21 protein-coding genes and 1 pseudogene are annotated in these 22,960 nt (G+C 57.9%); 10 read left to right on the top strand and 12 right to left on the bottom strand.

Annotated features, from left to right (window positions below):
- Window positions 1–111: 111 nt before the first annotated feature.
- Together KGB06_RS19560 and KGB06_RS19555 are read left to right on the top strand one after the other, a co-directional pair.
- On the top strand, window positions 112–2,034 hold the full coding sequence (locus tag KGB06_RS19560; protein WP_223518669.1) for an alkaline phosphatase family protein: 1,923 nt from the start codon (window positions 112–114) through the stop codon (window positions 2,032–2,034).
- 14 nt (window positions 2,035–2,048) lie between these two features.
- Entirely contained in the window at window positions 2,049–2,546 is a 498-nt protein-coding gene (locus KGB06_RS19555; protein WP_223518667.1) for a shikimate kinase, read from the top strand.
- 105 nt (window positions 2,547–2,651) lie between these two features.
- On the opposite strand, the gene KGB06_RS19550 is transcribed toward KGB06_RS19555, so the two are convergent.
- The gene (locus KGB06_RS19550; RefSeq protein ID WP_223518666.1) at window positions 2,652–3,827 is read right to left on the bottom strand and encodes an aspartate aminotransferase family protein; all 1,176 of its coding nucleotides are present in this window, start codon (window positions 3,825–3,827) and stop codon (window positions 2,652–2,654) included.
- A gap of 102 nt (window positions 3,828–3,929) precedes the next feature.
- Between KGB06_RS19550 and KGB06_RS19545 the strand changes: the two genes are divergently transcribed.
- Both KGB06_RS19545 and KGB06_RS19540 read left to right on the top strand, forming a co-directional pair.
- Window positions 3,930–4,835 carry a LysR family transcriptional regulator gene (locus tag KGB06_RS19545; protein ID WP_223518664.1) on the top strand — a complete coding sequence of 302 codons (906 nt, stop codon included), beginning with the start codon at window positions 3,930–3,932 and terminating at the stop codon, window positions 4,833–4,835.
- 74 nt (window positions 4,836–4,909) lie between these two features.
- Window positions 4,910–5,923: a sensor domain-containing diguanylate cyclase gene (locus tag KGB06_RS19540; RefSeq protein ID WP_223518662.1), complete on the top strand. Its 1,014-nt coding sequence runs from the start codon at window positions 4,910–4,912 to the stop codon at window positions 5,921–5,923.
- A 24-nt stretch (window positions 5,924–5,947) separates the two neighbouring features.
- On the opposite strand, the gene msrA is transcribed toward KGB06_RS19540, so the two are convergent.
- Genes msrA through msrB form a run of 3 tightly spaced genes read right to left on the bottom strand, consistent with a single transcriptional unit; the run spans window position 5,948 to window position 9,008 of the window.
- Window positions 5,948–6,652 (bottom strand): peptide-methionine (S)-S-oxide reductase MsrA, encoded by a 705-nt coding sequence (gene msrA / locus KGB06_RS19535; RefSeq protein WP_223518660.1) that lies wholly within the window; start codon window positions 6,650–6,652, stop codon window positions 5,948–5,950.
- 30 nt (window positions 6,653–6,682) lie between these two features.
- Window positions 6,683–8,446, bottom strand: coding sequence for a cytochrome c biogenesis protein DipZ (locus tag KGB06_RS19530; protein WP_223518658.1), 1,764 nt, complete (start codon window positions 8,444–8,446; stop codon window positions 6,683–6,685).
- A 43-nt stretch (window positions 8,447–8,489) separates the two neighbouring features.
- On the bottom strand, window positions 8,490–9,008 hold the full coding sequence (gene msrB, locus KGB06_RS19525; protein WP_223518656.1) for a peptide-methionine (R)-S-oxide reductase MsrB: 519 nt from the start codon (window positions 9,006–9,008) through the stop codon (window positions 8,490–8,492).
- A gap of 152 nt (window positions 9,009–9,160) precedes the next feature.
- On the opposite strand from msrB, the gene KGB06_RS19520 reads away from it, so the two are divergent.
- The 5 genes and pseudogenes from KGB06_RS19520 (at window position 9,161) to KGB06_RS19500 (ending at window position 13,003) form a co-directional block, all read left to right on the top strand.
- A complete protein-coding gene (locus KGB06_RS19520; RefSeq protein ID WP_223518654.1) occupies window positions 9,161–9,877 on the top strand; it encodes a response regulator transcription factor in 717 nt (238 codons plus the stop codon).
- Window positions 9,874–11,391, top strand: coding sequence for a sensor histidine kinase (locus KGB06_RS19515; protein ID WP_223518652.1), 1,518 nt, complete (start codon window positions 9,874–9,876; stop codon window positions 11,389–11,391). The genes KGB06_RS19520 and KGB06_RS19515 overlap by 4 nt, the downstream gene beginning before the upstream one ends.
- Before the next feature lie 167 nt (window positions 11,392–11,558).
- A complete protein-coding gene (locus KGB06_RS19510) occupies window positions 11,559–12,263 on the top strand; it encodes a hypothetical protein (protein WP_223518650.1) in 705 nt (234 codons plus the stop codon).
- A 139-nt stretch (window positions 12,264–12,402) separates the two neighbouring features.
- Window positions 12,403–12,692 (top strand): annotated as a pseudogene (locus KGB06_RS19505) (toxin).
- Entirely contained in the window at window positions 12,689–13,003 is a 315-nt protein-coding gene (locus KGB06_RS19500; protein ID WP_140668471.1) for a helix-turn-helix domain-containing protein, read from the top strand. Before KGB06_RS19505 ends, KGB06_RS19500 begins: the two are co-directional and overlap by 4 nt.
- 67 nt (window positions 13,004–13,070) lie before the next feature.
- On the opposite strand, the gene KGB06_RS19495 is transcribed toward KGB06_RS19500, so the two are convergent.
- Window positions 13,071–13,565, bottom strand: a complete 495-nt coding sequence (locus tag KGB06_RS19495; protein ID WP_223518649.1) for a RidA family protein — start codon at window positions 13,563–13,565, stop codon at window positions 13,071–13,073.
- Between the two features lie 120 nt (window positions 13,566–13,685).
- On the opposite strand from KGB06_RS19495, the gene KGB06_RS19490 reads away from it, so the two are divergent.
- A complete protein-coding gene (locus tag KGB06_RS19490; protein ID WP_223518648.1) occupies window positions 13,686–15,095 on the top strand; it encodes a PLP-dependent aminotransferase family protein in 1,410 nt (469 codons plus the stop codon).
- 197 nt (window positions 15,096–15,292) lie between these two features.
- On the opposite strand, the gene cyoE is transcribed toward KGB06_RS19490, so the two are convergent.
- From cyoE to hmpA, 7 genes are all read right to left on the bottom strand, one after another.
- The gene (gene cyoE, locus KGB06_RS19485; RefSeq protein WP_223518647.1) at window positions 15,293–16,180 is read right to left on the bottom strand and encodes a heme o synthase; all 888 of its coding nucleotides are present in this window, start codon (window positions 16,178–16,180) and stop codon (window positions 15,293–15,295) included.
- An 11-nt stretch (window positions 16,181–16,191) separates the two neighbouring features.
- Complete coding sequence (gene cyoD, locus KGB06_RS19480) at window positions 16,192–16,533, bottom strand: cytochrome o ubiquinol oxidase subunit IV (RefSeq protein WP_027922712.1); 342 nt, start codon at window positions 16,531–16,533, stop codon at window positions 16,192–16,194.
- Entirely contained in the window at window positions 16,533–17,159 is a 627-nt protein-coding gene (locus tag KGB06_RS19475) for a cytochrome o ubiquinol oxidase subunit III (protein ID WP_223518646.1), read from the bottom strand. The genes cyoD and KGB06_RS19475 overlap by 1 nt, the downstream gene beginning before the upstream one ends.
- Window positions 17,160–17,162: 3 nt before the next feature.
- On the bottom strand, window positions 17,163–19,193 hold the full coding sequence (gene cyoB / locus KGB06_RS19470) for a cytochrome o ubiquinol oxidase subunit I (RefSeq protein ID WP_223518645.1): 2,031 nt from the start codon (window positions 19,191–19,193) through the stop codon (window positions 17,163–17,165).
- 3 nt (window positions 19,194–19,196) lie between these two features.
- Window positions 19,197–20,141 (bottom strand): ubiquinol oxidase subunit II, encoded by a 945-nt coding sequence (gene cyoA, locus KGB06_RS19465; RefSeq protein ID WP_223518638.1) that lies wholly within the window; start codon window positions 20,139–20,141, stop codon window positions 19,197–19,199.
- An 829-nt stretch (window positions 20,142–20,970) separates the two neighbouring features.
- Window positions 20,971–21,480: a disulfide bond formation protein B gene (locus tag KGB06_RS19460; RefSeq protein ID WP_223518633.1), complete on the bottom strand. Its 510-nt coding sequence runs from the start codon at window positions 21,478–21,480 to the stop codon at window positions 20,971–20,973.
- Window positions 21,481–21,768: 288 nt separating this feature from the next.
- Window positions 21,769–22,950, bottom strand: a complete 1,182-nt coding sequence (gene hmpA, locus KGB06_RS19455; protein WP_223518632.1) for an NO-inducible flavohemoprotein — start codon at window positions 22,948–22,950, stop codon at window positions 21,769–21,771.
- Window positions 22,951–22,960 lie beyond the last annotated feature (10 nt).

Below are 22,960 nucleotides of genomic sequence, written 5' to 3'. Positions count from 1 at the left end.
ACAGGAACCCTTGGGCGTGGGGTCGTGAGGAATCGCGGCTCCCGCTTAACAGGAAAAGGCGACCACTTGAGCTATCATCGCCGACCTGTGTGCCAAGAGCCTTGAACCCGGATGTCCGTATCTCTGCCATTGCCTGACGATTGCAACTCACTGCCTCCGGTGCTGGTCGGCCCGCTGTTACGGCGGCTGGAACCTGCACGGCTGGTCATGTGGCTCGTCGGATCCCGCGCGCTGTCGCTGACGTTGCGCCTGCAAAACTGCGACGACATCCGCCTGGATGCCGAGCAGTGCACTGTCATCCCCATCGGCACTCACGCGTTTATCCACTTGATTGATGTGCCGCTGGCGACTGCCCTGCCCTGCGACACACTGATCGAATACGACCTGTTGATCGATGACGCGATGACCGGCATCGCCGAGTGGGCCCCGCATCTGCTCTACGGCGACGCGCGTTACCCAAACTTTGTCCTGCGCTCGCGCATTGATCAGTTGCTGCATGGTTCCTGCCGCAAACCGCATCACCCGGCCACCGATGGGTTGCTCTGTGTCGACCGTTTGTTGGCCGAGGAACATGACGCCTCGCAGCGGCCGGCGTTGTTGATGATGAGCGGCGACCAGATTTACGCCGACGACGTTGCGGGACCGATGTTGCGGGCGATCCATGCCTTGATCGAACGGCTGGGCCTGTTTGAAGAACGCCTCGAAGGCGCAGTGGTCAGCGACAGCGCAAAACTCTACGAACACCCGGCCAGTTACTACCACCGTGCGGATTTGTTACCAGCGCTCAAGAGCAATGAAACCCTGCGTGATCGATTTTTCGGCGGCGCGCGTAAGCCGATTTTCACCAGCAGCAGTGCCGACAATCACCTGATGACCTTCGCCGAGGTGATGGCCATGTACCTGCTGGTCTGGTCGCCGACGCCCTGGACACTGATCAATCCGCAACCTCCGGCGCTGACGCTCGCACGACACAAACTGTATGCCGTTGAACAAACGCATATCGATGACTTCCAGTCGGGCCTGGGCGGTGCCGCACGGGCCATGGCGCATCTGCCTTGCCTGATGATCTTCGACGACCACGACATTACCGACGACTGGAATCTGTCCGCGCAGTGGGAGGAAACGGCTTACGGCCATCCGTTCTCCAAGCGCATCATCGGCAACGCCTTGATCGCCTACATGCTGTGCCAGGGCTGGGGCAACAACCCGGATGCGTTTGTCGGTGTACTGGAAAAAACCCGTTTGCTCAGCGCCACCGGGGGCGACCGTTACCTCGACAGTCCGGTGCAGGATGATTTGATTGATGCGCTGTTGAGCTTTCAACAGTGGCATTACGTGCTGCCCACCACGCCCGCACTGGTGGTGATAGATACCCGCACCCGGCGCTGGCGCAGCGAGATGAACCTCAAGCAACCGTCCGGCCTGCTGGACTGGGAAGCCCTCAGCGAACTGCAACAGGAACTGCTCGACCATCCGTCGGCGATCATCGTTTCACCCGCGCCGATCTTCGGCGTCAAACTGATCGAAACCGTGCAGAAGGTCTTCAGCTGGTTCGGTTATCCACTGCTGGTGGACGCCGAAAACTGGATGGCGCATCGCGGCGCGGCCCAAGTGATCCTGAACATTTTCCGACACTCGCGCACACCAGGTAACTACGTGGTGCTGTCCGGTGATGTGCATTATTCCTTCGTCTACGAAGTGTTTATCCGACACCGCAAGGCCGGCCCGAAAATCTGGCAGATCACCAGCAGCGGCATCAAAAACGAATTCCCGCCCCGACTGCTTGAATGGTTCGACCGCCTCAATCGCTGGCTCTATTCGCCGCGCTCGCCACTGAACTGGCTGACCAAACGCCGCCGCATGCGCATCGTTCCGCACACTCCCGAACATGCCGAGGCCGGCGAACGGCTATGGAACTCGGCAGGCATCGGCCAGGTGTTCTTCAATGAGAAAGGACAACCCCAGGACATTTATCAGCACAACTCAAACGGCTCGCCCAAAACCCGGATGGTTGCGCCTGAACATGACGACTGAAATGGCGATTGACCATGAACCTCACCCGAACGCTGATCATCGGCAACTCTGGCTCTGGCAAAAGTTGGCTGGCGGAACGATTGGCAGCACAACTCAAGGTGCCATGGATCGATCTCGACAAGATTCACTGGATCTCGGACGAACACAGCATCGCCCGCCCGTATGCTGCAGCACTGGACATAGCGCGGATTGCGGCCGATGAAGAACAGTGGGTTATCGAAGGCGTTTATGGCTGGATCGTCAGCGAGCTTATGCACCGGGCAACGGCGCTGATCTGGTTGTGTGTTGATGACGAAAACTGTGTTGCCAATATTCGTCAGAGAGAACAAAGACCGGACAATGACGTGTTGCTGATGGCGTTGCTGGAATGGGCCGCCAGTTATCGGATGCGCGAGGACTCCAGTGGATTTGCCGCGCACCGGCAATTGTTCAAAGGGTTCAACGGCTCAAAAATCAAATTCATGGATCGAGCCGAAATCACGGCTTTCACCGACTCCTCTCACACTGTTTAACAAGGATATGTATTGATCGTTCCCACGCTCCGCGTGGGAATGCGGCCAGGGACGCTCCGCGTCCACAAAAGTGTGACGCAGAGCGTGGGAACGATCAGTTGTGTATCAAACCGCATTCACGGCCCGACCAACCCCTCTGACAATCATCTCCACTTCCCGCTCATCAATCGTCAGCGGCGGCAGCAGGCGAATGGTCTTGCCCCGTGTAACGTTGATCAACAGACCGTGATCCCGCGCGGCGATTAGGGTCAGGTCGCGGATTGGTTGCTTGAGTTCAATACCGATCATCAAGCCTTGACCACGGATCGCCAGGACGTTCGTATCATCCGCCAATTCGCTACGTAATCTGGCCAGCAGACGTTCGCCTTGAAGCCTGGCATTTTCAATCAAGCCTTGCTCTTCAATGATGTCCAGCACGGTGCAACCGACACGACAGGCCAACGGATTGCCGCCAAAGGTGCTGCCGTGGCTGCCGGGGGTGAACAGTTCGGCGGCTTTTCCTCGGGCCAGACAGGCGCCGATAGGGATGCCGTTGCCCAGGCCTTTGGCCAACGTCATGACGTCCGGGACGATGCCTTCGTGCTGAAACGCGAACCATTGACCGGTGCGGCCGACGCCGGTCTGGATTTCGTCGAGCATCATCAACCACGAGCGTTTGTTGCACAGTTCGCGCACCGCTTTGAGATAACCGGGCGGCGCCAACTGGACACCGCTTTCGCCCTGGATCGGCTCCATCAGGATCGCCACGATTCGTTGGCCGTAGGCCTGCTGCACGTGATCCAGTGCGCTGAGATCACCGAACGGCACTTTGACGAAATCCCCCGGCAACTCATTGAAGCCCAGGCGCACAGCCGGGCCATCGCTGGCGGATAAAGTGCCCAGCGTTCGGCCATGAAAAGCGTTCTCCATGACCACCACCAGCGGTTGTTCGACACCTTTGTGCCAGCCGTAAAGCCGTGCGAGTTTCAGCGCGGTTTCATTGGCTTCAGCCCCGGAGTTGTTGAAGAACGCCCGGTCCATGCCCGCCAAATTCGTCAGTTTCCGGGCCAACCGCTGTTGCCAATCGATGCTGTAGAGGTTGGACGTGTGCAACAGCAAACCAGCCTGCTCGCTGATCGCCGAGACGATTCGAGGATGGGAGTGGCCAACGTTGGTCACCGCCACGCCCGCCACCGCGTCCAGGTATTCACGACCGGCCTCATCCCAAAGGCGCGTACCCAGCCCTCTGCTGAAACTCAGGGCCAGCGGTTGGTAAGTGCTCATCAGGCAGGCGGCGGTCATGGCATCAAGCTCCATCAATGGTCGGTGTTTTTGCAGTATGGTTAGCCACCTGAGCTGGATAAACGCCGTAATACTTCAATCATCTTAAAGCCGAGCTTGATAATGGATTTGTTCCAGGCAATGACCGTTTACGTACGCGTGGTGGAGGCTGGCAGCATGACGGCCGCCGCGCAGCAGTGTGAAATGTCCACGACCATGGTCGGCAATCACCTGCGCGCACTGGAGCAACGTCTGGGCGTGCGCTTGCTCAACCGTACGACACGGCGCCAGCGCCTGACGGAATTCGGCTCCGCGTATTACCTGCGTTGTCTTGAAGTATTAGGGTTGGTGGCCGATTCCGAACGTCTGGCCGAACAGAGTCAGGACGCGCCGAGTGGAATCTTGCGCATCACGGCACCGCTGACCTTTGGCACGGAAAAGCTTGCGCCAGCGCTCAGCGAATTTTCTCTGCAATGTCCACAGGTCAAACTGGACGTGGTGCTCACTAACGGGCGCCCCGATCTACTCGAAAACGGCCTCGATGTGGCGTTTCGCCTGGGCGCCATTGAGCCGTCCAACCTGATCGCCCGCCCGCTGATCGACTACACCCTGACCATGTGCGCATCACCGGAATACCTGGCACGCCGTACCACGCCGGAAAAACCCGAAGACCTGCAACATCACGATTGTTTGTCTTTTGCCTACCCGGTCGGGGATGACTGGCAATCGGTCGCAAAACAGTGGCGTCTGAGCGGGCCGGAAGGCGAAGTGATGGTGGCCGTCAGTGGTCCGATGCTGATCAATAGCTCCGCAGGGTTGCATCAGGCTGCTCGAACCGGGATGGGCATCGTGATGTTGCCTGATGCACTGGTCGAACAGGACCTGCTCAATGGAAAACTGGTGGCGTTGATGCAGAACTATCAACTGCCGAGCCGGCCGATGCACCTTGTGTACGCTCAGGATCGCTACCGCTTACCGAAATTACGCCATTTCGTCGACTTTGCTATGCAGTTATGGGGCAAGTACTAGGCGTGGCAATGCGCCATGCACTAATCTCGACGCCAGGCGAATCAATTGAAAGCTGTGCGTCAGGGAGAGTGGTGATGGGGGAAGCGACAAATATCAAGCCATTGAAACTCAATGTGTCAGATTTTAGCGAAGACCTGCTCCACACTATTCTGGAACTGGTCAGCGACGGTATCTGGGACTGGAACGCCAACACAGGTTTTGTCTACCGCAACCCCGGTTGGTACAAGATGCTCGGTTACGAGCCTCATTCCTTGGACAACACTGCGTTGACTTGGGAGAACCTCATCCACCCTGAAGATTACCCCTCAGTCATGGCCGTGTTTGATGATTACCTGCAACAGCGCGCGCCCACCTATCAGGCCGAATATCGCTGCCGCATGCTGGACGGCAGTTACACCTGGATCGAAGATCGCGGCTATGTGCTGTCCCGCAACGCCGACGGCACGGTAGCGCGGATGGTCGGTGCGCACCGCAGCATCGACGACAAGCGACGTCTGCTCGAAGAGTTGGAACGACGCACTCACTCCCTTGAAGCGACCGTTGAAGAGCGAACCCGGGAGTTGTCTCAGGTCAACCAGCAGCTTCAGGTTCAACTCGAAGAAAACCGCAAACTGGCAGAAACCGATACGCTGACCGCCATTGCCAATCGCTACCTGATGGAAAAAACCCTGCCTCAGGAATGCGAACGAGCACAACGCTTTCGACGCCCCCTGTCCCTGATCGCCATGGACATCGACGACTTCAAGATCATCAACGATCACTACGGCCATGCCTTGGGTGATGCGGCAATCGTGCAGGTGGTCGAGAGCGTGAAGCACTGCGTGCGCGAAGGTGATCTGCTGGCGCGATGGGGGGGGGACGAGTTCATCATGATCCTTCCCGCTACCTCGTTGACTGATGCCAGGATCCTCGCTCAAAAAATCCGCGATGGCCTGTTGAGCTTGCCACCGGTGGGCGAGTTTCAAGTGACCATGAGTTTCGGCGTGGTCCAGCGCTTCGAAGAAGAACAACAGACCGGATTGCTGGCCCGGGCCGACCAGGCGCTGTATCGGTCGAAGGTGGCGGGCAAGAATGTGATTTCGGGGTGAATAAACCCATACATCAACTGCCATTCACATCCCTGCCTTCACCAACACCGGTTTCTCCTGATACCGATCGGGATACAACCGTTTCAACTGCGCCACTTTCGGTAGATCGTTGATCACGATGTACGGATAGGTCGGGTGCTCGGTCAGAAAATCTTGATGCTCCTCCTCTGCCGGGTAGAAACCGTTGTAGGTTTCCAGCTTGGTCACAATGGGTTTGTTGAACGAATGAGCAGCGTCAAGCTGGGCAATGTAAGCCTGGGCAATGCGTTGCTGTTCGGTGTTCTCAGTGAAAATCGCCGACCGGTATTGAGTGCCGCTGTCGGGGCCCTGGCGGTTCAGTTCTGTGGGGTTATGGGCCACCGAAAAATAGATCTGCAGCAACGTCCCGTAGCTGACCTGAGCCGGATCGTAAGTGACTTCGACGGATTCCGCATGGCCGGTATTGCCCTCGCTGACCCGTTCATAGTGGGCGGTGTTGGCGGCACCACCGGCGTAACCAGAGATAGCTTTTTTCACACCTTTAACGTGCTGAAAAACACCTTGGACGCCCCAAAAACATCCGCCGGCAAACACCACTTTTTCGCTGTGGGCCTGGGTTGTTTCATCCACAGCTGGCGGGGGGATGACGACGGCTTCTTCGGCACCGAACGAAAATGCCGAGCACTGACTAATAACGCCGGCAGCGGCCATTCCCAACAGGGTGCGGCGCCAGGTGAACAGGGTTTTCATGGGGCAGACTCCTCAACCAATGGAATGATTTCAACCGAACGTAAACGCATAAGCCGACACACCCGGATCGAGAAATTCGATGCTAAACGTCCGGTCCGTGACGCTGCCGCTCTGGCGTATCAACTGATACAAACGCTGTGAGTTCACACTGCCGCTGCCATCGGGCGCCACATCGGTGCCGTGGGCGTCACCAGGGGCTTTGCCGTCAATGAGCACTTTGAATCGCACCGGTTTACCGTCGGCACCGGGACCCAGCACCAAGTGCAAATCGCGTGCATGGAAGCGATAGACGATGCGACTGGCTGGCGCGCTGGAAGTCGCACGCTCTGAACCGACATTCCATTTTCCGTCCAGACTCCAATCGTTGAGGGCCAGTTCGGCGGGTGAGGTGTACGCGGCCACTTTGTCAGGCACGAGACTTGTCTCGGGGACGAAATGCTCGGCACGCTGGAAACCGACATAGGTTTCCGGTGATTGCACTTCGTTCATGTCCGGCGCGAGTTGAACCCCTGTCGCATCCGCAGTGATCAGACCGTCCGCGACCTTCACCGCTCCCGCTTCACGCAGCAGTTGCTGAATGACCCTTTCCGACTCGGCGTACTCGCCTTCACCAAAGTGGTGATAACGAATGCGTCCCTGTGCGTCCGCAAAATAATGGGCCGGCCAGTATTCGTTGTTGAAGGCACGCCAGATTTTGTAGTCGTTATCGATGGCCACGGGGTAGTTGATGCCCAGGTCTTTCATGGCTTTGGTGACATTGCCGATATCCCGTTCAAAGGCGAATTCCGGTGCATGCACACCGATCACCACCAATCCCTGATCGCGATACTTTTCGGCCCAGGCTTTCACATACGGCAAGGTGCGCAGGCAGTTGATGCAGGAGTAAGTCCAGAAATCCACCAGCACGACTTTGCCCTTCAGGGCCTGAGTGGTGAGCGGTGGCGAATTGAGCCATTGCACCGCGCCATCCAGCGATGGGAGGTTGCCTTCAATCGGCAAGCCGCCCGCTGCCTTGGCACTCGCTTTCATCGCGCCACCCGCGGCCATCATCGCCCCGCTGTTATTCGCAGACTTGCCGGCCAAACGGCCGACCAAGGCTTGCTCGATCCCGCCGGTGGACGCGGTTGAAACCCGTGCCAGAATCCCCGTATCCAGCCCCAGCGCAATCGCGGCGACACCCGCCAGCATTGCTGCCCCCAGACCGCGCCGAACCCATTCGCCAGCGCCAATCGAGCGCATCATCGCCGCGAAGACTTTACCGCCGAGCAGCAGCGCCACCGCGAGCGACGTGGCGGCACCGGCCGCGTAAGCCAGCAGCAACAACGTGGTTTCGATGCTTGCCCCTTGCAGCGCCGCCCCTGTCAGCAACAGACCCAAAATCGGCCCGGCGCAAGGTGCCCAGAGCAGGCCCGTGGCGACACCGATCAGGAACGAAGCGCCAGGACGCGGCCGGGCATCGGCGTCAGCGACTTCCGATAATCGACTGCCAGCTGCCACCAGTGGCCGCGTCAGACGTTCGGCCAATCGAGGCAGCAACAGCGTCAGCCCGAACAGAGCAACGAACAGCAACGCGAGCCAGCGACCGTACTGATTGACTTGCACCACCCAACCGCCGCCCACCGCCGCCAACGTGGCGACTAACGCGAAGGTCAGCGCCATCCCCGCCAATAGCGGCAAGCCACTTTTCATAAACGGCTGCCCGGTTCGAGCGAAGACAAAGGGCAGCACCGGCAAAATGCAGGGGCTGACAATCGTCAGCACACCACCGAGATAAGCGAGAACCAAAAGCCACATAGCGTCGACCTGCATCAAGTGAGTGAAAGGAAATGCCCAAGGATCAAGCCGCCTGTGGCTCGAACTTCAGCGCCAGACCGTTCATGCAGTAACGCAGACCGGTGGGTTTGGGCCCATCGTCGAAGACATGGCCCAGATGACCGCCACACCTCCGGCAGTGGACTTCTTCACGCAGCACACCAAAGGACCGGTCCTGACGAGTGACCACCGCTTTGTCCAGGGGTGCCCAGAAGCTGGGCCAGCCGGTGCGGCTGTCAAATTTGGTGTCGGATGAGAACAGCGGCAAATCACACCCGGCGCAGGCGAAAACGCCCTCGCGATGTTCATTGTTCAACGGGCTGCTGTAGGCCCGCTCGGTGCCCTCTTCACGCAGGATTTCGTACTGCTCGTCGCTGAGCATGGCGTGCCATTCGCTGTCGCTGTGGGTCACCTCGAACACCTCTGCCGCGCGGACCTCACTGACCAGTGCGGTACTGGCGGCAAATTTTGGCAACACACCGATCACCAGGGCTGCAGCGCCCAGCCCGCCGCCCGCTACAAGAAACTGCCGCCGTGAAAACATGGCCTTCTCCAAAATTCCAGGTGCCTGATATAGAACACAGCCTAGGCTTGGGTTGATCGCCAAATCCTCACGAGCAGTTAAACAATTCGTGATAACTCGGACTGAGGAAAACCCGCACAATGTGCCCATTGCGCTACAAAGGATTGAGCTTTATGGAACAGACCAAACGCGTCCTGGTGGTAGAGGACGACCTGCACATCGCCGACCTTATCTGCCTGCATCTTCGCGATGAGCAGTTCGAGGTGGTGCACTGCACCGACGGTGATGAAGGCATGCGCCTGTTGCAGCAAGGAAGCTGGGACGCCTTGATCCTCGACCTGATGTTGCCCGGTGTCGACGGCCTGGAAATCTGCCGCCGTGCCCGGGCGATGGCCCGCTACACCCCGATCATCATCACCAGTGCGCGCTCCAGCGAAATGCACCGGATCCTGGGGCTGGAGCTCGGCGCCGACGACTACCTCGCCAAACCCTTTTCGATGCTGGAACTGGTCGCCCGGGTCAAAGCCTTGCTGCGCCGGGTCGACGCCATGGCCCGCAACCTGAAGATGGACTCGGGCAGCCTGATGACGGACGGTCTGTCCATCGACCCGATCACCCGCGATGTCTCTCTCGACGGTCGGCGTCTGGACCTCACACCACGGGAATTCGACTTGCTGTACTTCTTCGTCCGCCAACCCGGCAAGGTGTTCTCGCGCATGGATTTGCTCAATGCGGTCTGGGGCTACAGCCATGAAGGTTACGAGCACACAGTGAACACTCACATCAACCGGCTGCGGGCCAAGATCGAAGCCGATCCGGCGCTCCCTGCGCGCATCCTCACGGTGTGGGGTCGTGGCTACAAATTCGCCGTCAAGGAGGAGCAGCCATGAGGCTGACCCTGACACAACGCCTGTCCCTGGTGTTCGCCATTCTGTTACTGGTGTGCTGCGGCACATCGGCATGGATGCAAGTGCGCTCCAACCGGATGCATGAACTGGAAGTGGTCCAGGGGCTGTCGCGCGATCTGGCGCAACACATCACCCATGACACGGTGCTGATGGACAGCAGCGGCCTGATGCCCAATGCCATTCGTGAATTGTTCAGCAAACTCATGCAGGTCAATCCCAGCGTTGAGGTCTATCTGCTGGACACCCAGGGCAAGATTGTCGGAAGTGCCGCACCGGAAGGCCGGATACGTCGGGAGCGGATCGATCTGGGACCGATCCAGCGCTTGCTCAAAGGCGATGCCCTGCCGATTCTCGGCGATGACCCGCGCAGCATCGATGGCCGCAAAGTGTTCAGCGCCGCGCCATTGCGGGTCAACGGTCAACCGGTCGGCTATCTCTATGTGGTACTGCTCAGCGAAGAACACGACCGCTTCGCCGAACAAGGTGCCACCAGCGCCGCGCTCAATACTGCCCTGATGTCCATCGGTCTGGTGGCGTTGTTGTGCCTGATCGCAGGCCTCACGGCCTTTGCCCTGATTACCCGACCGTTGCGGCGCTTGACCGAAAGGGTCAGCCAGTTCGACATCGATGGCGTTCCCTCCACACCACCGGCCTCGGAACCGCTAGAAAAAGCCGCCAGTCACGATGAAATTGCCGTGCTGGACGCCGCCTTCCGGCAGATGCAAATCCGCCTCAATGAACAGTGGCGCTCGCTGACGCGTCAGGACCAGGAGCGCCGAGAGCTCGTGGCGAATATTTCCCACGACCTGCGAACGCCCTTGGCCTCGCTGCACGGGTACCTGGAAACCCTGTCGCTCAAGGACGCCACGCTATCCCCTGCTGACCGGCGTCGCTATCTGGGCATCGCCCTGGATCAAAGCCGCAAGGTGGGTGGGCTGGCGCAATCGCTGCTGGAACTGGTCAGGCTGGAACACGGATTCGTACAACCGGTACTGGAGCGCTTCTCGCTGACCGATCTGGTGCAGGATATTTTTCAGAAATTCGAATTGACCGCCGAAGCGCGCCAGATTGAGCTGAAGGCCACCTTCGCCCCCAACGTTTCTGCGGTCTGCGCCGACCTGGGGCTGATCGAGCGGGTGTTGACCAACCTGTTCGACAATGCCCTGCGCGATACCCCTCAAGGTGGAGAAATCGAACTGAGCCTGCGCCCCCAAGGACCGTTTATCGAAGTCACTGTCAGCGATACCGGGCCAGGCATTGCTACGCCGTTGCGCGAAGGTCTGTTCCTGCGCCCCTTCAACATTGGCGGTGCTCGGCGCGATGGCGGGTTGGGGCTGCGTATCGTGCATCGGATCTTGCAATTGCACGGTCGGGAGATCCAGCTGATCGATCTGCCCGGGCGCGGTGCGACCTTTCGCTTCTCCTTGCCGGTGGATCAGCAAACGGCGGAACAATGGGCGGCTCACTCGATGAATCTGAATTCGATGGGGAAATAGCCCGTAGCACACGTTCCGGCAATGCCCACAAATGTCCTCACGCAAAAATCATGACCAACCGCCTGTTCATCCGTGACAACGCTGCCGCGGTCCAATAGATTAGGCGACCTGAAAAGGCCCTGTGCTTTCTCGCCTCAATTCAAGTTAAAAGAAGTAGTGAAATTTCAATGTCCGATTCCAACACCGCTGAATCCGTAATCACCTTGTCGTCCAAAGCGGAATACGAAAACTCCATCAATCTTTCACAGCATGTGCCTCAGGCCAAGATCATCAGCGAGATGGTCCTGGACGCTTTTCAATCCACCCGGGAAAGCGACCAGATCCGCGAGCTGCGCGCCGCGATTCGCCAGGCTCATGACAGCTTCGACGACGATAAAGCCTATGAACTGATGGGCGAACTCAAGCAACTCAAGGACGCTGAAGCAGCCGACATTGCGGCTCTGGAAGACCTGAGCAGCAAATTTTCGATCAGCCGGATTCTCTCCAGCTTCAAGGATGACCCGGCGTTTCAGGAAATCGTCTACGGCCTGGCGCTGAAAGTGCTGAACCAGACTCACCAGGCCATCAGCAACCCGAGCAGTGGCAAAAGCAAAGTGGCTCGCGCCAAGAAAGATCTCGAAGTGTTCACCATCAGCAAAGATGGCATGAGCGTCACCCTGCCGCTGCGCACCCCGCGTTCAAGCCTGAGCGTTGACCGCAAAGCGCTGGAATTCCTCGGCTTTACCTTCGTCGGCGAAGGCGATGAAGCGGAGCTGGAAAGCGAGACGTTCCTGGACAACTCCGGGGCCGAACAAGCGGTCAACCGCAAGAACATCATCACCGCACTGCAGCAGCAAACTGCGTTCGACGGCTACAGCATCGCCGCTCAGTAACACGTTTCACCCGAAAGCCCCGCCCTTGCAGCGGGGCTTTTTTTTTGCCTGATGTTTTTTGGTAGATCCTGTCGTCCCCTTCGTCAGGTGAAGGAATTGCCGCTTGCGAAACTATAATCAAGTTGCCTATAGTTTCGTGATGCGAACCCAATTCTTTGAAACCTCTTCGTTCACTGCCACCGTTGGCGATTATCTGACGGACGATGAGTATCGTTCGCTGCAAACGTATATGCAGTCGAACCCACAGGCAGGCGATGTCATGCCTCGTACAGGTGGCTTCCGCAAACTGCGCTGGGGCTTATGAATGATGGCCAGTTCTGGATGTTTGCAATTTATGACAAGGATGAGCTTGAAAATTTGACTGCCGACCAAGAGAAGGCGCTCAAGAAAGCCATAGGCATTGAGTTAAAGGCACGAGGTACCCCATGAAAAAGCGCGACCTGTTTGCAGAGTTGATGCAGGGCGTTGACGAGATGGCTGCTCAGCGAGAAGGCAAGATCACGCTGCGAAATACAACGGTGGAAGACAACCCGGCTCCTGAGGTCGGCGCACAAGAAATCGTTGCGCTACGTACTAAGTTGCATATGTCCCAGGCCGTTTTTGCCAAGCGAATTCGAACCAGCCCCAGCACCCTGAGAAATTGGGAGCAGGAAAAATCCAAGCCAAATGCTCAAGCGGCATTATTGATCAGGCTGGTGGAGAAATTCCCCGATATGGTCGAGCGACTCCAAGCTGTTTGAATTGATAGCTCAATATCAAAAAGCCCCGCCTACGAGTGAAAGCGGGGCTTTTTATTGCCTGCACGATTCAGACCGTCGAGGGATTCAGAGCCACGATCATGTCCACTTCTACCGGTGCGTTTTTCGGCAATTGATAAACACCGACCGTCGTCCGGGTATGCCTGCCGGCGTCGCCCAACACATGGGTGAAGACATCCGACGCACCGTTGGCCACTTCACTGAGGTCGACAAAGTCGAACGTGGATTTCACATAAACAGTGACACGAAGCACAGCCTTGACGTTTTCCAGTGAACCGACGGCGTCGCGAATCAGTGCCAGCCCGCGTATCGCACTGATACTCGCGGCTTCCTGGGCATCGGCCAAATTGAGTTCCAGCCCCACTCGGCCGGGGTACTGGATTTTGCCGTTCATTCTTGGCACCAGGCCACTGACATACAGCTCATCGTCATGCCGAAGCAGCGGCGCGTAATGCCCGCCGGCCGGGTTTTCGTCGTAGACATCGAAGCCGAGTTCTTGGGCCATCGCGAGAAAACGTTCGTCGCGGGTTATTTGCTTAATCATCTACTGCCCCTCTTGATCCATCATGCAAACCACCTGTTGATGGTAGAGACAGACGCTTCTCCTGATCAGGGCAAGTTCGTATAGAATCCAGCGAAGTTTACTGCCAGGGAGACCAATAAAATGCAGGCTCAGCGCGCCGTGATCGCCGCCATCGAGTTCCAGCCGGGAGCGCCGCTGGTGCAGCAGATTGTCGATCAGCTGTCCGTGGCGATCAGCCAGGGTGGCCTGCCGCACGGGGCCAAGTTGCCGCCGATTCGCGAACTCTCTGAATTGATGAACGTCGGTAAATCCACCGTGGTCGACGCCCTCGACCGATTGCGTGCCAAGGGATTGGTGGTCTCGCGCCAGGGCTCGGGGCATTACGTCCACCGAGCGAGCTCGCAAACCCTAGCCGCTGCTGGCCCGGATCTGCAACCACAAGACACCCTCAGCCGGGTTCGCCGTGCAGTGCTGCTCGACAACGGCGCGCTGCGTCCCGGCTGTGGATTTCTGCCCAGTTCATGGCTGCCCGCCGAAGATCTGCTCAAAGCGGTGCGCGGCACCCTTCGCGCGACGTCATTGCGCATGGGTGAATACGGTGAGGTCGGTGGTTACCGGCCGCTACGTGAGGCGTTGCGGGTGAAGTTGTCGGGCTTCGGCATCGAAGTGCCGGTGGAACAAATCATCACCACCGCTAACACCATGCAGGCCATCGACCAGTTGATGCGCCTGTTGATAAAACCTGGCGATACGGTGCTGCTCGACGACCCGTGCTACTTCAACCTGCACACCAATCTGGCGTTGCACGGTGCCAGGATCATCACCCTGCCCCGCGATTGCAATGGTCTGGATCTGGAAGCTTTAGAGCAGTTGCTGATCGCCCATCGCCCCGTGCTCTACATGACCAACAGCACCCTGCATAACCCGACCGGGCACTCGTTTTCCGCGGCACAGGTTTATCGCCTGCTGGAGTTGAGTCACCGATACGGCTTCCACATTGTTGAAGACGATCTGTACGGCGACCTCCAGCAAAGACGCACCCCACGCCTGGCCGCGAGTGGGCTGGACACCGTCAGCTACGTGTCCGGTTTCTCCAAGACCCTGTCCGCCAACAGCCGGGTCAGCTACGCCGTGTTGTCACCACAACTGGCGGCCCGAATGATCAGCCTGAAGATGAGCATCGGCGGTGTGACCTCGGAATTGGCGGAGCAGATCACCTGCACCATGCTCAGCAACGGCAGCTACGCCAAACACATCCGCCGCACAGTGGATCGTTTATATGAATCGAGCAGTCGCGTGGCGCGCTGGCTGGTGGAGGCGGGATGCTCGGTGTCGTCGGTGCCGGGTGAAGGACTGTTCATCTGGACCCGTTTGCCCAACGGATTGCATGCCGAAACCTTCGCCAACAAAGGCCTCAAAAATGACCTGGTGCTAACGCCCGGCACCATGTTGAGCAAAGCTGCCGACGCCAATAGTTTTCTGCGCTTCAATGTCGCGCACAGTGATGATCCGCAGGTGCGGGAGCGGTTTTTCCGACTGCTCGATAGCTGAGTTGTTCTGAAAGACCGAGTTGCTGCCTTCGCGAGCAAGCTTGCTCCTACATTTGACCGCATTCCACTTGGAGGAACGCGGTCAAATGTAGGAGCAAGCTTGCTCGCGAAGGGGGCAACACGGTCCACCAGACAGCCCCCAACAAAAAGCCCCGCACTTCTCTCGAAGGCGGGGCTTTTGTTTACAGCATCCGACGCTTAAGGCGCGTACGTCAGCAGCAGCTCGGTCGGCACTTTGAAGTCCAGGGACATCATCACGCTCAACGCGGTAATGGTGAAGATCGAGAACACGAACAGCTTGCGTGCCCAGACCGTGTCATCCACTGCCTTGTAACCGGTCCAGGCCATGTACAACCAGTACATGCCCATGGCCGCGGCGACAGCGAGGTAGCTCATACCGACGTAACCGCTGAAGGTCAGCATCAAGGTTGCCACGAGGAATGCCAGGATGTAGATCAGGATGTGCTTCTTGGCCACTTCGATGCCGCGCTTCACTGGCAGCACCGGAATCGATGCAGCCAGGTAATCGTTGAAGCGGAAAATCGCGATGGCGTAGGAATGCGGCATCTGCCACAGGCTGAACATCACCAACAACGTCAGTGCGGCCATGTCGAAGCTGTTGGTCACAGCGACGTAGCCAATCACCGGCGGCATGGCGCCCGACAGACTGCCCACCAGCGTGCCGTGAACCGACTTGCGCTTGAGGTACAGGCTGTAGAAGCCGACGTAGATGACGAAACCGATCACCGCGAACAGCGCGGCCAGCGGGTTTGCCACCTTGTACAACAACACAACGCCGGCAACACCCAGGACGGTCGCAAAGGCCAGGGCCAGTTTCAGGGAGATCAAGCCCTGGACCAGCACCCGGTTCTTGGTGCGTTCCATCTTCAGGTCGATGTCGCGGTCGATGCAGTTGTTGAATACACAACCGGAAGCCACCACCAGGGACGTGCCGATCATGGCGGCCAGGAATATGGCCAGATCGACATGCCCTTTCGAGGCCAGGAAAAATCCGCCCGCCACAGAAAGCACGTTACCGAAAATGATCCCCGGTTTGGTGATTTGGATAAAGTGCTTAAAGGACATCCGGACTTTCCTCAGTGCGCCATCATGACGGTGTGGATGCTGAACATGATCCACAGCGACAAGCCAACCAACAGAACGATCACCAATGCAGCGAAGACAAACGCGATCACGTTGTTACGCTGGGCAGCGGAGCGGTCCAGGTGGAGGAAGTACACCAGGTGCACGAGCACCTGGATCACTGCGAAGGCCAGTACGATCCACAGGGTCATGGCTTTTGGCAGCGACGGGTACATCACCAGGCCAAAAGGAATGATCGTCAGGATCACCGACAGGATGAAGCCGATGGCGTAAGACTTGACGCTGCCGTGGCTGTCGTCGTGGCCGTGGCCATCGTGGGAGTGTGCATTAGCCATTACAGGGTCCCCATCAGGTAAACAACGGTGAATACGCAGATCCACACCACGTCCAGGAAGTGCCAGAACAGGCTCAGGCAGCTCAGACGGGTCTTGTTGGTCGCCGTCAGGCCGTTTTTCTGCACCTGATACATCATGATCGCCATCCAGATCAGACCGCTGGTCACGTGCAGACCGTGGGTGCCGACCAGGGTGAAGAACCCGGACAGGAAGCCGCTGCGGTTAGGACCGTAGCCTTCGGAGATCAGCATGTGGAACTCGTTGATCTCCATGCCGATGAAGCCGGCACCGAACAGGAAGGTCATCGCCAGCCAGCCCAGTACCTGCGTCTTCTTGCCCTTGAACAACGCCAGCATGGCGAAGCCGTAGGTGATCGAACTGAACAACAGCAGGGCCGTTTCGCCCAGCACGTATGGCAGCTCGAAGATGTCGTGGCCCGACGGGCCACCCGCTACGTTGTTAACCAGTACCGCGTACACCGCGAAGATCGATGCAAACAAAATGCAGTCGGTCATCAGGTAGAGCCAGAAACCGAATACGGTCATCTCGCCCGAGTCGTGGTGATGGTCATCGTGCCCATGTCCATCGACATGGGTGTGTCCAGCATTGGTCACTAAGTTCGACATGGTTTAAGCCTGTTCCAACGAGGTTTCAACACGGGTGGCGGTGGCTGGGATTTTCCCGGCTGCTACCAGACGTTTGCGCTGCTCGGCTTCGGTGCGCTCGATCACGTCGACCGGCACCATATAGCCCTGGTCATCACGAGCAGCGTGGATCACGAAGTAGATCACGGTGCCGGCGAGGCCGAAGATGGCCATCCACCAGATGTGCCAGATCATCGCGAAACCGAACACGGTCAACAGAGCACCCATGACCAGACCGGTCGCGGTGTTGTTTGGCATGTGGATCGGCTCGTACTTGACCGGAGTCTGGTACGCGGTACCGTCTTCCTTGGCTTCAGTGAACGGGTCGATGCAATCGGCTTTTGGCAGTACGGCAAAGTTGTAGAACGGTGGTGGCGAGGAGGTCGACCATTCCAGCGTGTGGGCATTCCACGGGTCACCGGCTTCGCACATGTTTTCCGGTTTGTTACGGTCACGAACACTGACGTAGAGCTGGATCAGCTGGCAGGCAATACCGCAGGCGATCATGACCGCACCGAACATTGCAACGTACAGGTACGGAACCCACTCAGGGTTGGTGGTGGCGTTCAGACGACGGGTCATGCCCATGAAGCCCAGTACATAGAGCGGCATGAACGCGACGAAGAAGCCGGTGATCCAGCACCAGAACGCTGCCTTGCCCCAACCTTCGTGCAGCTTGAAGCCGAACGCTTTAGGGAAGTAGAAGGCGAAGCCGGCGATGTAGCCGAACACGGCGCCGCCGATGATCACGTTGTGGAAGTGAGCGATCACGAACAGGCTGTTGTGCAGAACGAAGTCAGCACCCGGGATGGCCAGCAGTACGCCGGTCATGCCGCCGATGGCGAAGGTCACCATGAAGCCCAGGGTCCACAGAACATGGCTGGTGATGCGCAAACGGCCCTGGTAAATGGTGAACAGCCAGTTGAATAGCTTCACCCCCGTCGGAATCGAAATCAGCATCGTCGCCAGGCCGAAGAAGGCGTTGACGTTGGCACCCGAACCCATGGTGAAGAAGTGGTGCAGCCAGACCATGAAGCCCAGGATCGAGATCGCGCCCGAGGCGTAGATCATCGAGTGGTGACCGAACAGCTTCTTGCCGGAGAAGGCCGAGATGACTTCGGAGAAGATCCCGAACGCCGGCAGAATCAGGATGTAAACCTCGGGGTGACCCCAGGCCCAGAACAGGTTCACGTACATCATCGGATTGCCACCAAGTTCATTGGTGAAAATGTGGAAATCCATGTAACGGTCAAGCGTCAGCAAAGCCAGGGTAGCGGTCAGGATCGGGAAGGAAGCGACGATCAGAACGTTGGCCCAGGTGCAGGTCCAGGTGAAGATCGGCATGTCCATCAGTTTCATGCCCGGGGTACGCATTTTCAGCACGGTGGCCAGGAAGTTGACCCCGGTCAGCGTCGTACCCAGCCCGGAAAGCTGTAGCGCCCAGATGTAGTAGTCCACACCCACGCCAGGGCTGTAGCCCAGTTCCGACAGTGGTGGATACGCAACCCAACCGGTACGGGCGAATTCGCCGACACCCAGGGACACGTTGACCAGCACCACGCCAGACATCAGCAGCCAGAAGCTCAGGGAGTTCAGGAACGGGTAGGCCACGTCACGCGCGCCGATCTGCAGAGGCACTGCAAGGTTCATCAGGCCGGTGAAGAATGGCATCGCCATGAAGATGATCATGATCACACCGTGAGCGGTGAAGATCTGGTCATAGTGTTCAGGCGGCAGGTAGCCAGGCGAACCTTCGGTGGCCATGGCCAACTGGGTACGCATCATGATGGCGTCGGCAAAACCACGCAGCAGCATGACCATGGCGACGATGATGTACATCACGCCGATTTTCTTGTGGTCGACCGAGGTCAGCCACTCGGACCACAGGTAGGTCCACTTCTTGAAATAGGTGATTGCACCGAACACGCCCAGACCGCCGAGCGCGATCATGGCGATGGTCACCATCACGATCGGTTCGTGGAACGGGACCGCTTCCCAACTTAATTTACCAAACATCGTTTACTCCTCTGCCCCGGCAGCTGAATGCGAACTCATGTCCATCCCTTCCATCTGGGCCACTTCTTTCTCTTTCTTCTCGTGATCCACTTTCGGACCCGCTTTCATGCCTTCGTACTTGTCGACGATGGTCTGGAACAGGTTCGGCGTGAACGAGGAGTAGAGCTCTACTGGATTGTTCTGGCTTGGCTTGGAAAGGGCTTCGTATTCAGCTTTTTCAAGCTGTTTAGGTGCCTTCTTGACATCACTGACCCAGGCATCGAAGTCCGCCTGAGAGGTGGCGACTGCTTTGAACTTCATGCCGGTGAAACCCGCGCCGCTGTAGTTGGCGGAGATCCCGTCGAATTCAGCATTCTCGTTGGCGATCAGGTGCAGTTTGGTCTGCATGCCCGCCATCGCGTAGATCTGGCCGCCCAGACCCGGAATGAAGAACGAGTTCATCACGGTGTCGGAGGTGATCTGGAAGTTAATTGGCGTGTTGGCCGGGAATACGATCTTGTTGACCGTGGCGATCCCTTGCTCGGGATAGATGAACAGCCACTTCCAGTCCATCGATACCACTTGAATGGTGACCGGCTTGACGTCGGATTCCAGTGGCTTGTACGGGTCCAGGGCATGGGTCGACTTGTAGGTGACATAACCCAGGGCAATGATGATCAGCACTGGAATTGCCCACACCGCGATTTCAATCTTGGTGGAGTGCGACCACTTCGGCGTGTACACGGCGTCGGTGTTGGAGGCGCGATATTTCCAGGCGAACAGGAAGGTCATGACGATGACCGGTACCACGACAAGAAGCATCAGCAGCGTTGCGGTGATGATCAGGTTTCGCTCGTCCAGGCCAACCTGGCCCTTGGGATCGAGCAAGGTCATGTTGCAGCCTCCCAGCAACAGTGTGCCGAGCAGCGGCAATAAGCCTAGTAGTCTGGGGTACCTGTTTTTACTCATCTCACGACCTCTAAAGCAGCTTGCGCAATGCAGTTGGGTTTTGATCGCCAACACTTCACCCTGCCAAGGGTTGGCATTTTTCTTGGATTGAATAAGGGCTGCCCGTCGCGCGTCAGACGCTGCTCGACAAATCCTGGGCCAGCGGTAAGTTCTTATTCGATTTCGTGGTCAAAGGCCTTGTTACAGACCAATTCCATTTGGTGCGGATAGTTGGAAGGCTCCGACACCTGGGAGTCGCATGAAGCGTTCAAGCCCCTCGACGCCCTACTTTCTGCTCATGCACCTGAGTAAGGGTGAGCAGTGCCGGGATTTCAGTGCGGGCGATTGTAGATATGTAACGATTCATAAACCATGTCTCATCTCGAAATAATTTCTATCCATTCCAGCAACAATCATTAACCCATTTCGCAAAAACGCGGCATGTTATAGAAATTGATTCTCAACAAAAACACCAAAAATAGTAGGTCTACCTTGCGCAGTTCAGACAGCTTCGAGGCCCCCACCCCCGGCGCCATCATTGCGCAACCCCCTATGCGACAAGGGCTCTGGCGATTCGCCAGCCCCTGTTAAAACTGCCTGCTTCATCATTTTCAGGGTGACATGATGAACCACCGAAACAGTCCAATTTTGTTGTCTTGTCCTGCGTCAATTAATCCTCTTGAAACGCCTTGCGACACTCCCGCTGTGACAACGTGTCGCACACGTGTCGCACCCCTGATTGCCGCGCATCCCGGTCTTTTTACCTGACCTCTAAAATGCAAAACGCCCCGACCCTCTCAACGAGGGCCGGGGCGTTTTTATGGATGACGCAGCGGTGCGGCGAACCGCCTCAGCGCAGCGTTTTACGGTTACGCGAGGTCAGCAACGGCACCAGAATCACGATCAGCACGAACGACACCAGCGCCCATTGCGCCAGCGACAAACCGAGGATCGGCGGGTACGGCGTGGAACAGAAACCATCCACCTGGAAGCCCAGCGGGAAGATCTTCGCCAGCGGCAAACCATCGACTATCGGTTGCAACACGTCGATGCCGCAGCTGACCGCAGGATAGAACTGGGTGTAGACGTGATGCCCGGCGACCGCTGTGCCTGCAATGGCACAGATGACCACCAGCGTCTCGAACAGCGTGATGCTGCGACGGGTGCGCGTTGCCGCGCCGATAAAGGCAAACACCGCGATCAGCAGCAACGCGTAGCGCTGGAGGATGCACAGTGGGCACGGAGCCTCGCCCAGCGCAATTTGCATGTACAACGCACCGCCAATCAGTGCCAGGCAGATGATGCCCAGTAACACCAGATAGCGCCGTTCGCGCCCCAATCGCATTGTTTCCTCGCTCATCGCGTTTCCCTTTTAGATAGCAGTTGCCGCCAGTCTACACGCAGGCTCCTACGTTTGAGAGCCTGGCGCGTGCTGCTGGATTGGGGGGAATAAACGATAAACCGGTTAAGAAGGGATTAACTTTGGAAGCAGTCTTTAGGAATTGAGACCGTGGTGCGGCCATCGCGAGCAGGCTCACTCCTACAGGGGATTAGAGTGAACACACATTTTGTGTACACCCCCAATCCCCTGTAGGAGTGAGCCTGCTCGCGATAAAGGCGACTCGGTCTCCCGAGTCGCCACACACAGTTACTCCAGCGCCGCAGCCGGCCCAAAGAACTCATAGCGGCTTTGCTTCTCCGGAACCCCCAAGGCCTTGAGGTGACGTTTGACCGCGGCCATGAACCCTTTAGGCCCCAGGAAGTAAGCATCCAGGTCACGCTGCTCGGGCAACCACTCGCCCAATTGTTCCTGACTCAACAACCCGACCTTGTGCGCAGCAGCACTGACACCGTCATCTTCGTCATAGCAATAGAAGCGCTTGAGTTGCGGATGACGCTCAGCCAACCCATCGATCCAGTCGCGGAAAGCGTGCACGCTGCCGTTACGCGAGCAGTGGATAAAATGCACCGGGCGCTCGGTGGCCAATGCAGCTTCGAGCATTGCCAGCGTCGGGGTGATGCCAACGCCGCCGCTGATCAACACCAGCGGTTTGTCGCTGGCCGTCAGGGTGAAGTCGCCCGATGGCGGGAACAACTGAATGCTCGAACCGACCTGCAGGTGATCGTGCAAGTGATTAGACGCACGCCCACCGGTTTCACGTTTGACGCTGATGCGGTAGTGGCCCTTGTTCGCCAGCGCCGACAGCGAGTAGTTGCGACGAATCTCTTCGCCATCAAGGATCAGTTTCATGCCGATGTACTGGCCAGGCTCCGCCGCAAGGATCGGGCCTTTGTCGGCAGGTTCGAAGTAGAACGAGGTGATTTCCGCGCTTTCCTCGACCTTGGCCGCGACGATGAATTCCCGCGCCCCGCGCCAGCCACCGGGCGCTTGTTCTTTTTGGTCGTAAATGCTGCCTTCAGCGCCGATCAATATCTCGGCGAGTTGACCATACGCGGCACCCCAGGCCGCAATAACCTCAGGGGTGGCGATTTCTTCGCCCAGCACTTCGGCGATCGCGCGCAGCAGGCAGCTGCCGACAATCGGGTAGTGTTCCGGCAGGATTTGCAGGGCCACGTGCTTGTTGATGATCTTGGCCACCAGGTCGCCCAACTGGTCGAGTTGGTCGATGTGCCGTGCGTACATCAAGACACCGTTGGCCAGTGCGCGTGGCTGATCACCGCTGGCCTGGTGAGCCTGGTTGAACAGCGGGCGGACTTCAGGGTATTCGGAGAGCATCATGCGGTAGAAGTGCGTAATCAACGCTTCGCCGCCGCTTTCCAGCAGTGGCACGGTGGATTTGACGATGGCACGGTCTTGAACGCTAAGCATAAGGACGACT

It is taken from the genome of Pseudomonas sp. GL-B-19 (assembly GCF_019956415.1).
GTDB lineage: Bacteria > Pseudomonadota > Gammaproteobacteria > Pseudomonadales > Pseudomonadaceae > Aquipseudomonas.
This window is presented reverse-complemented; position numbering and strand designations above follow the sequence as displayed.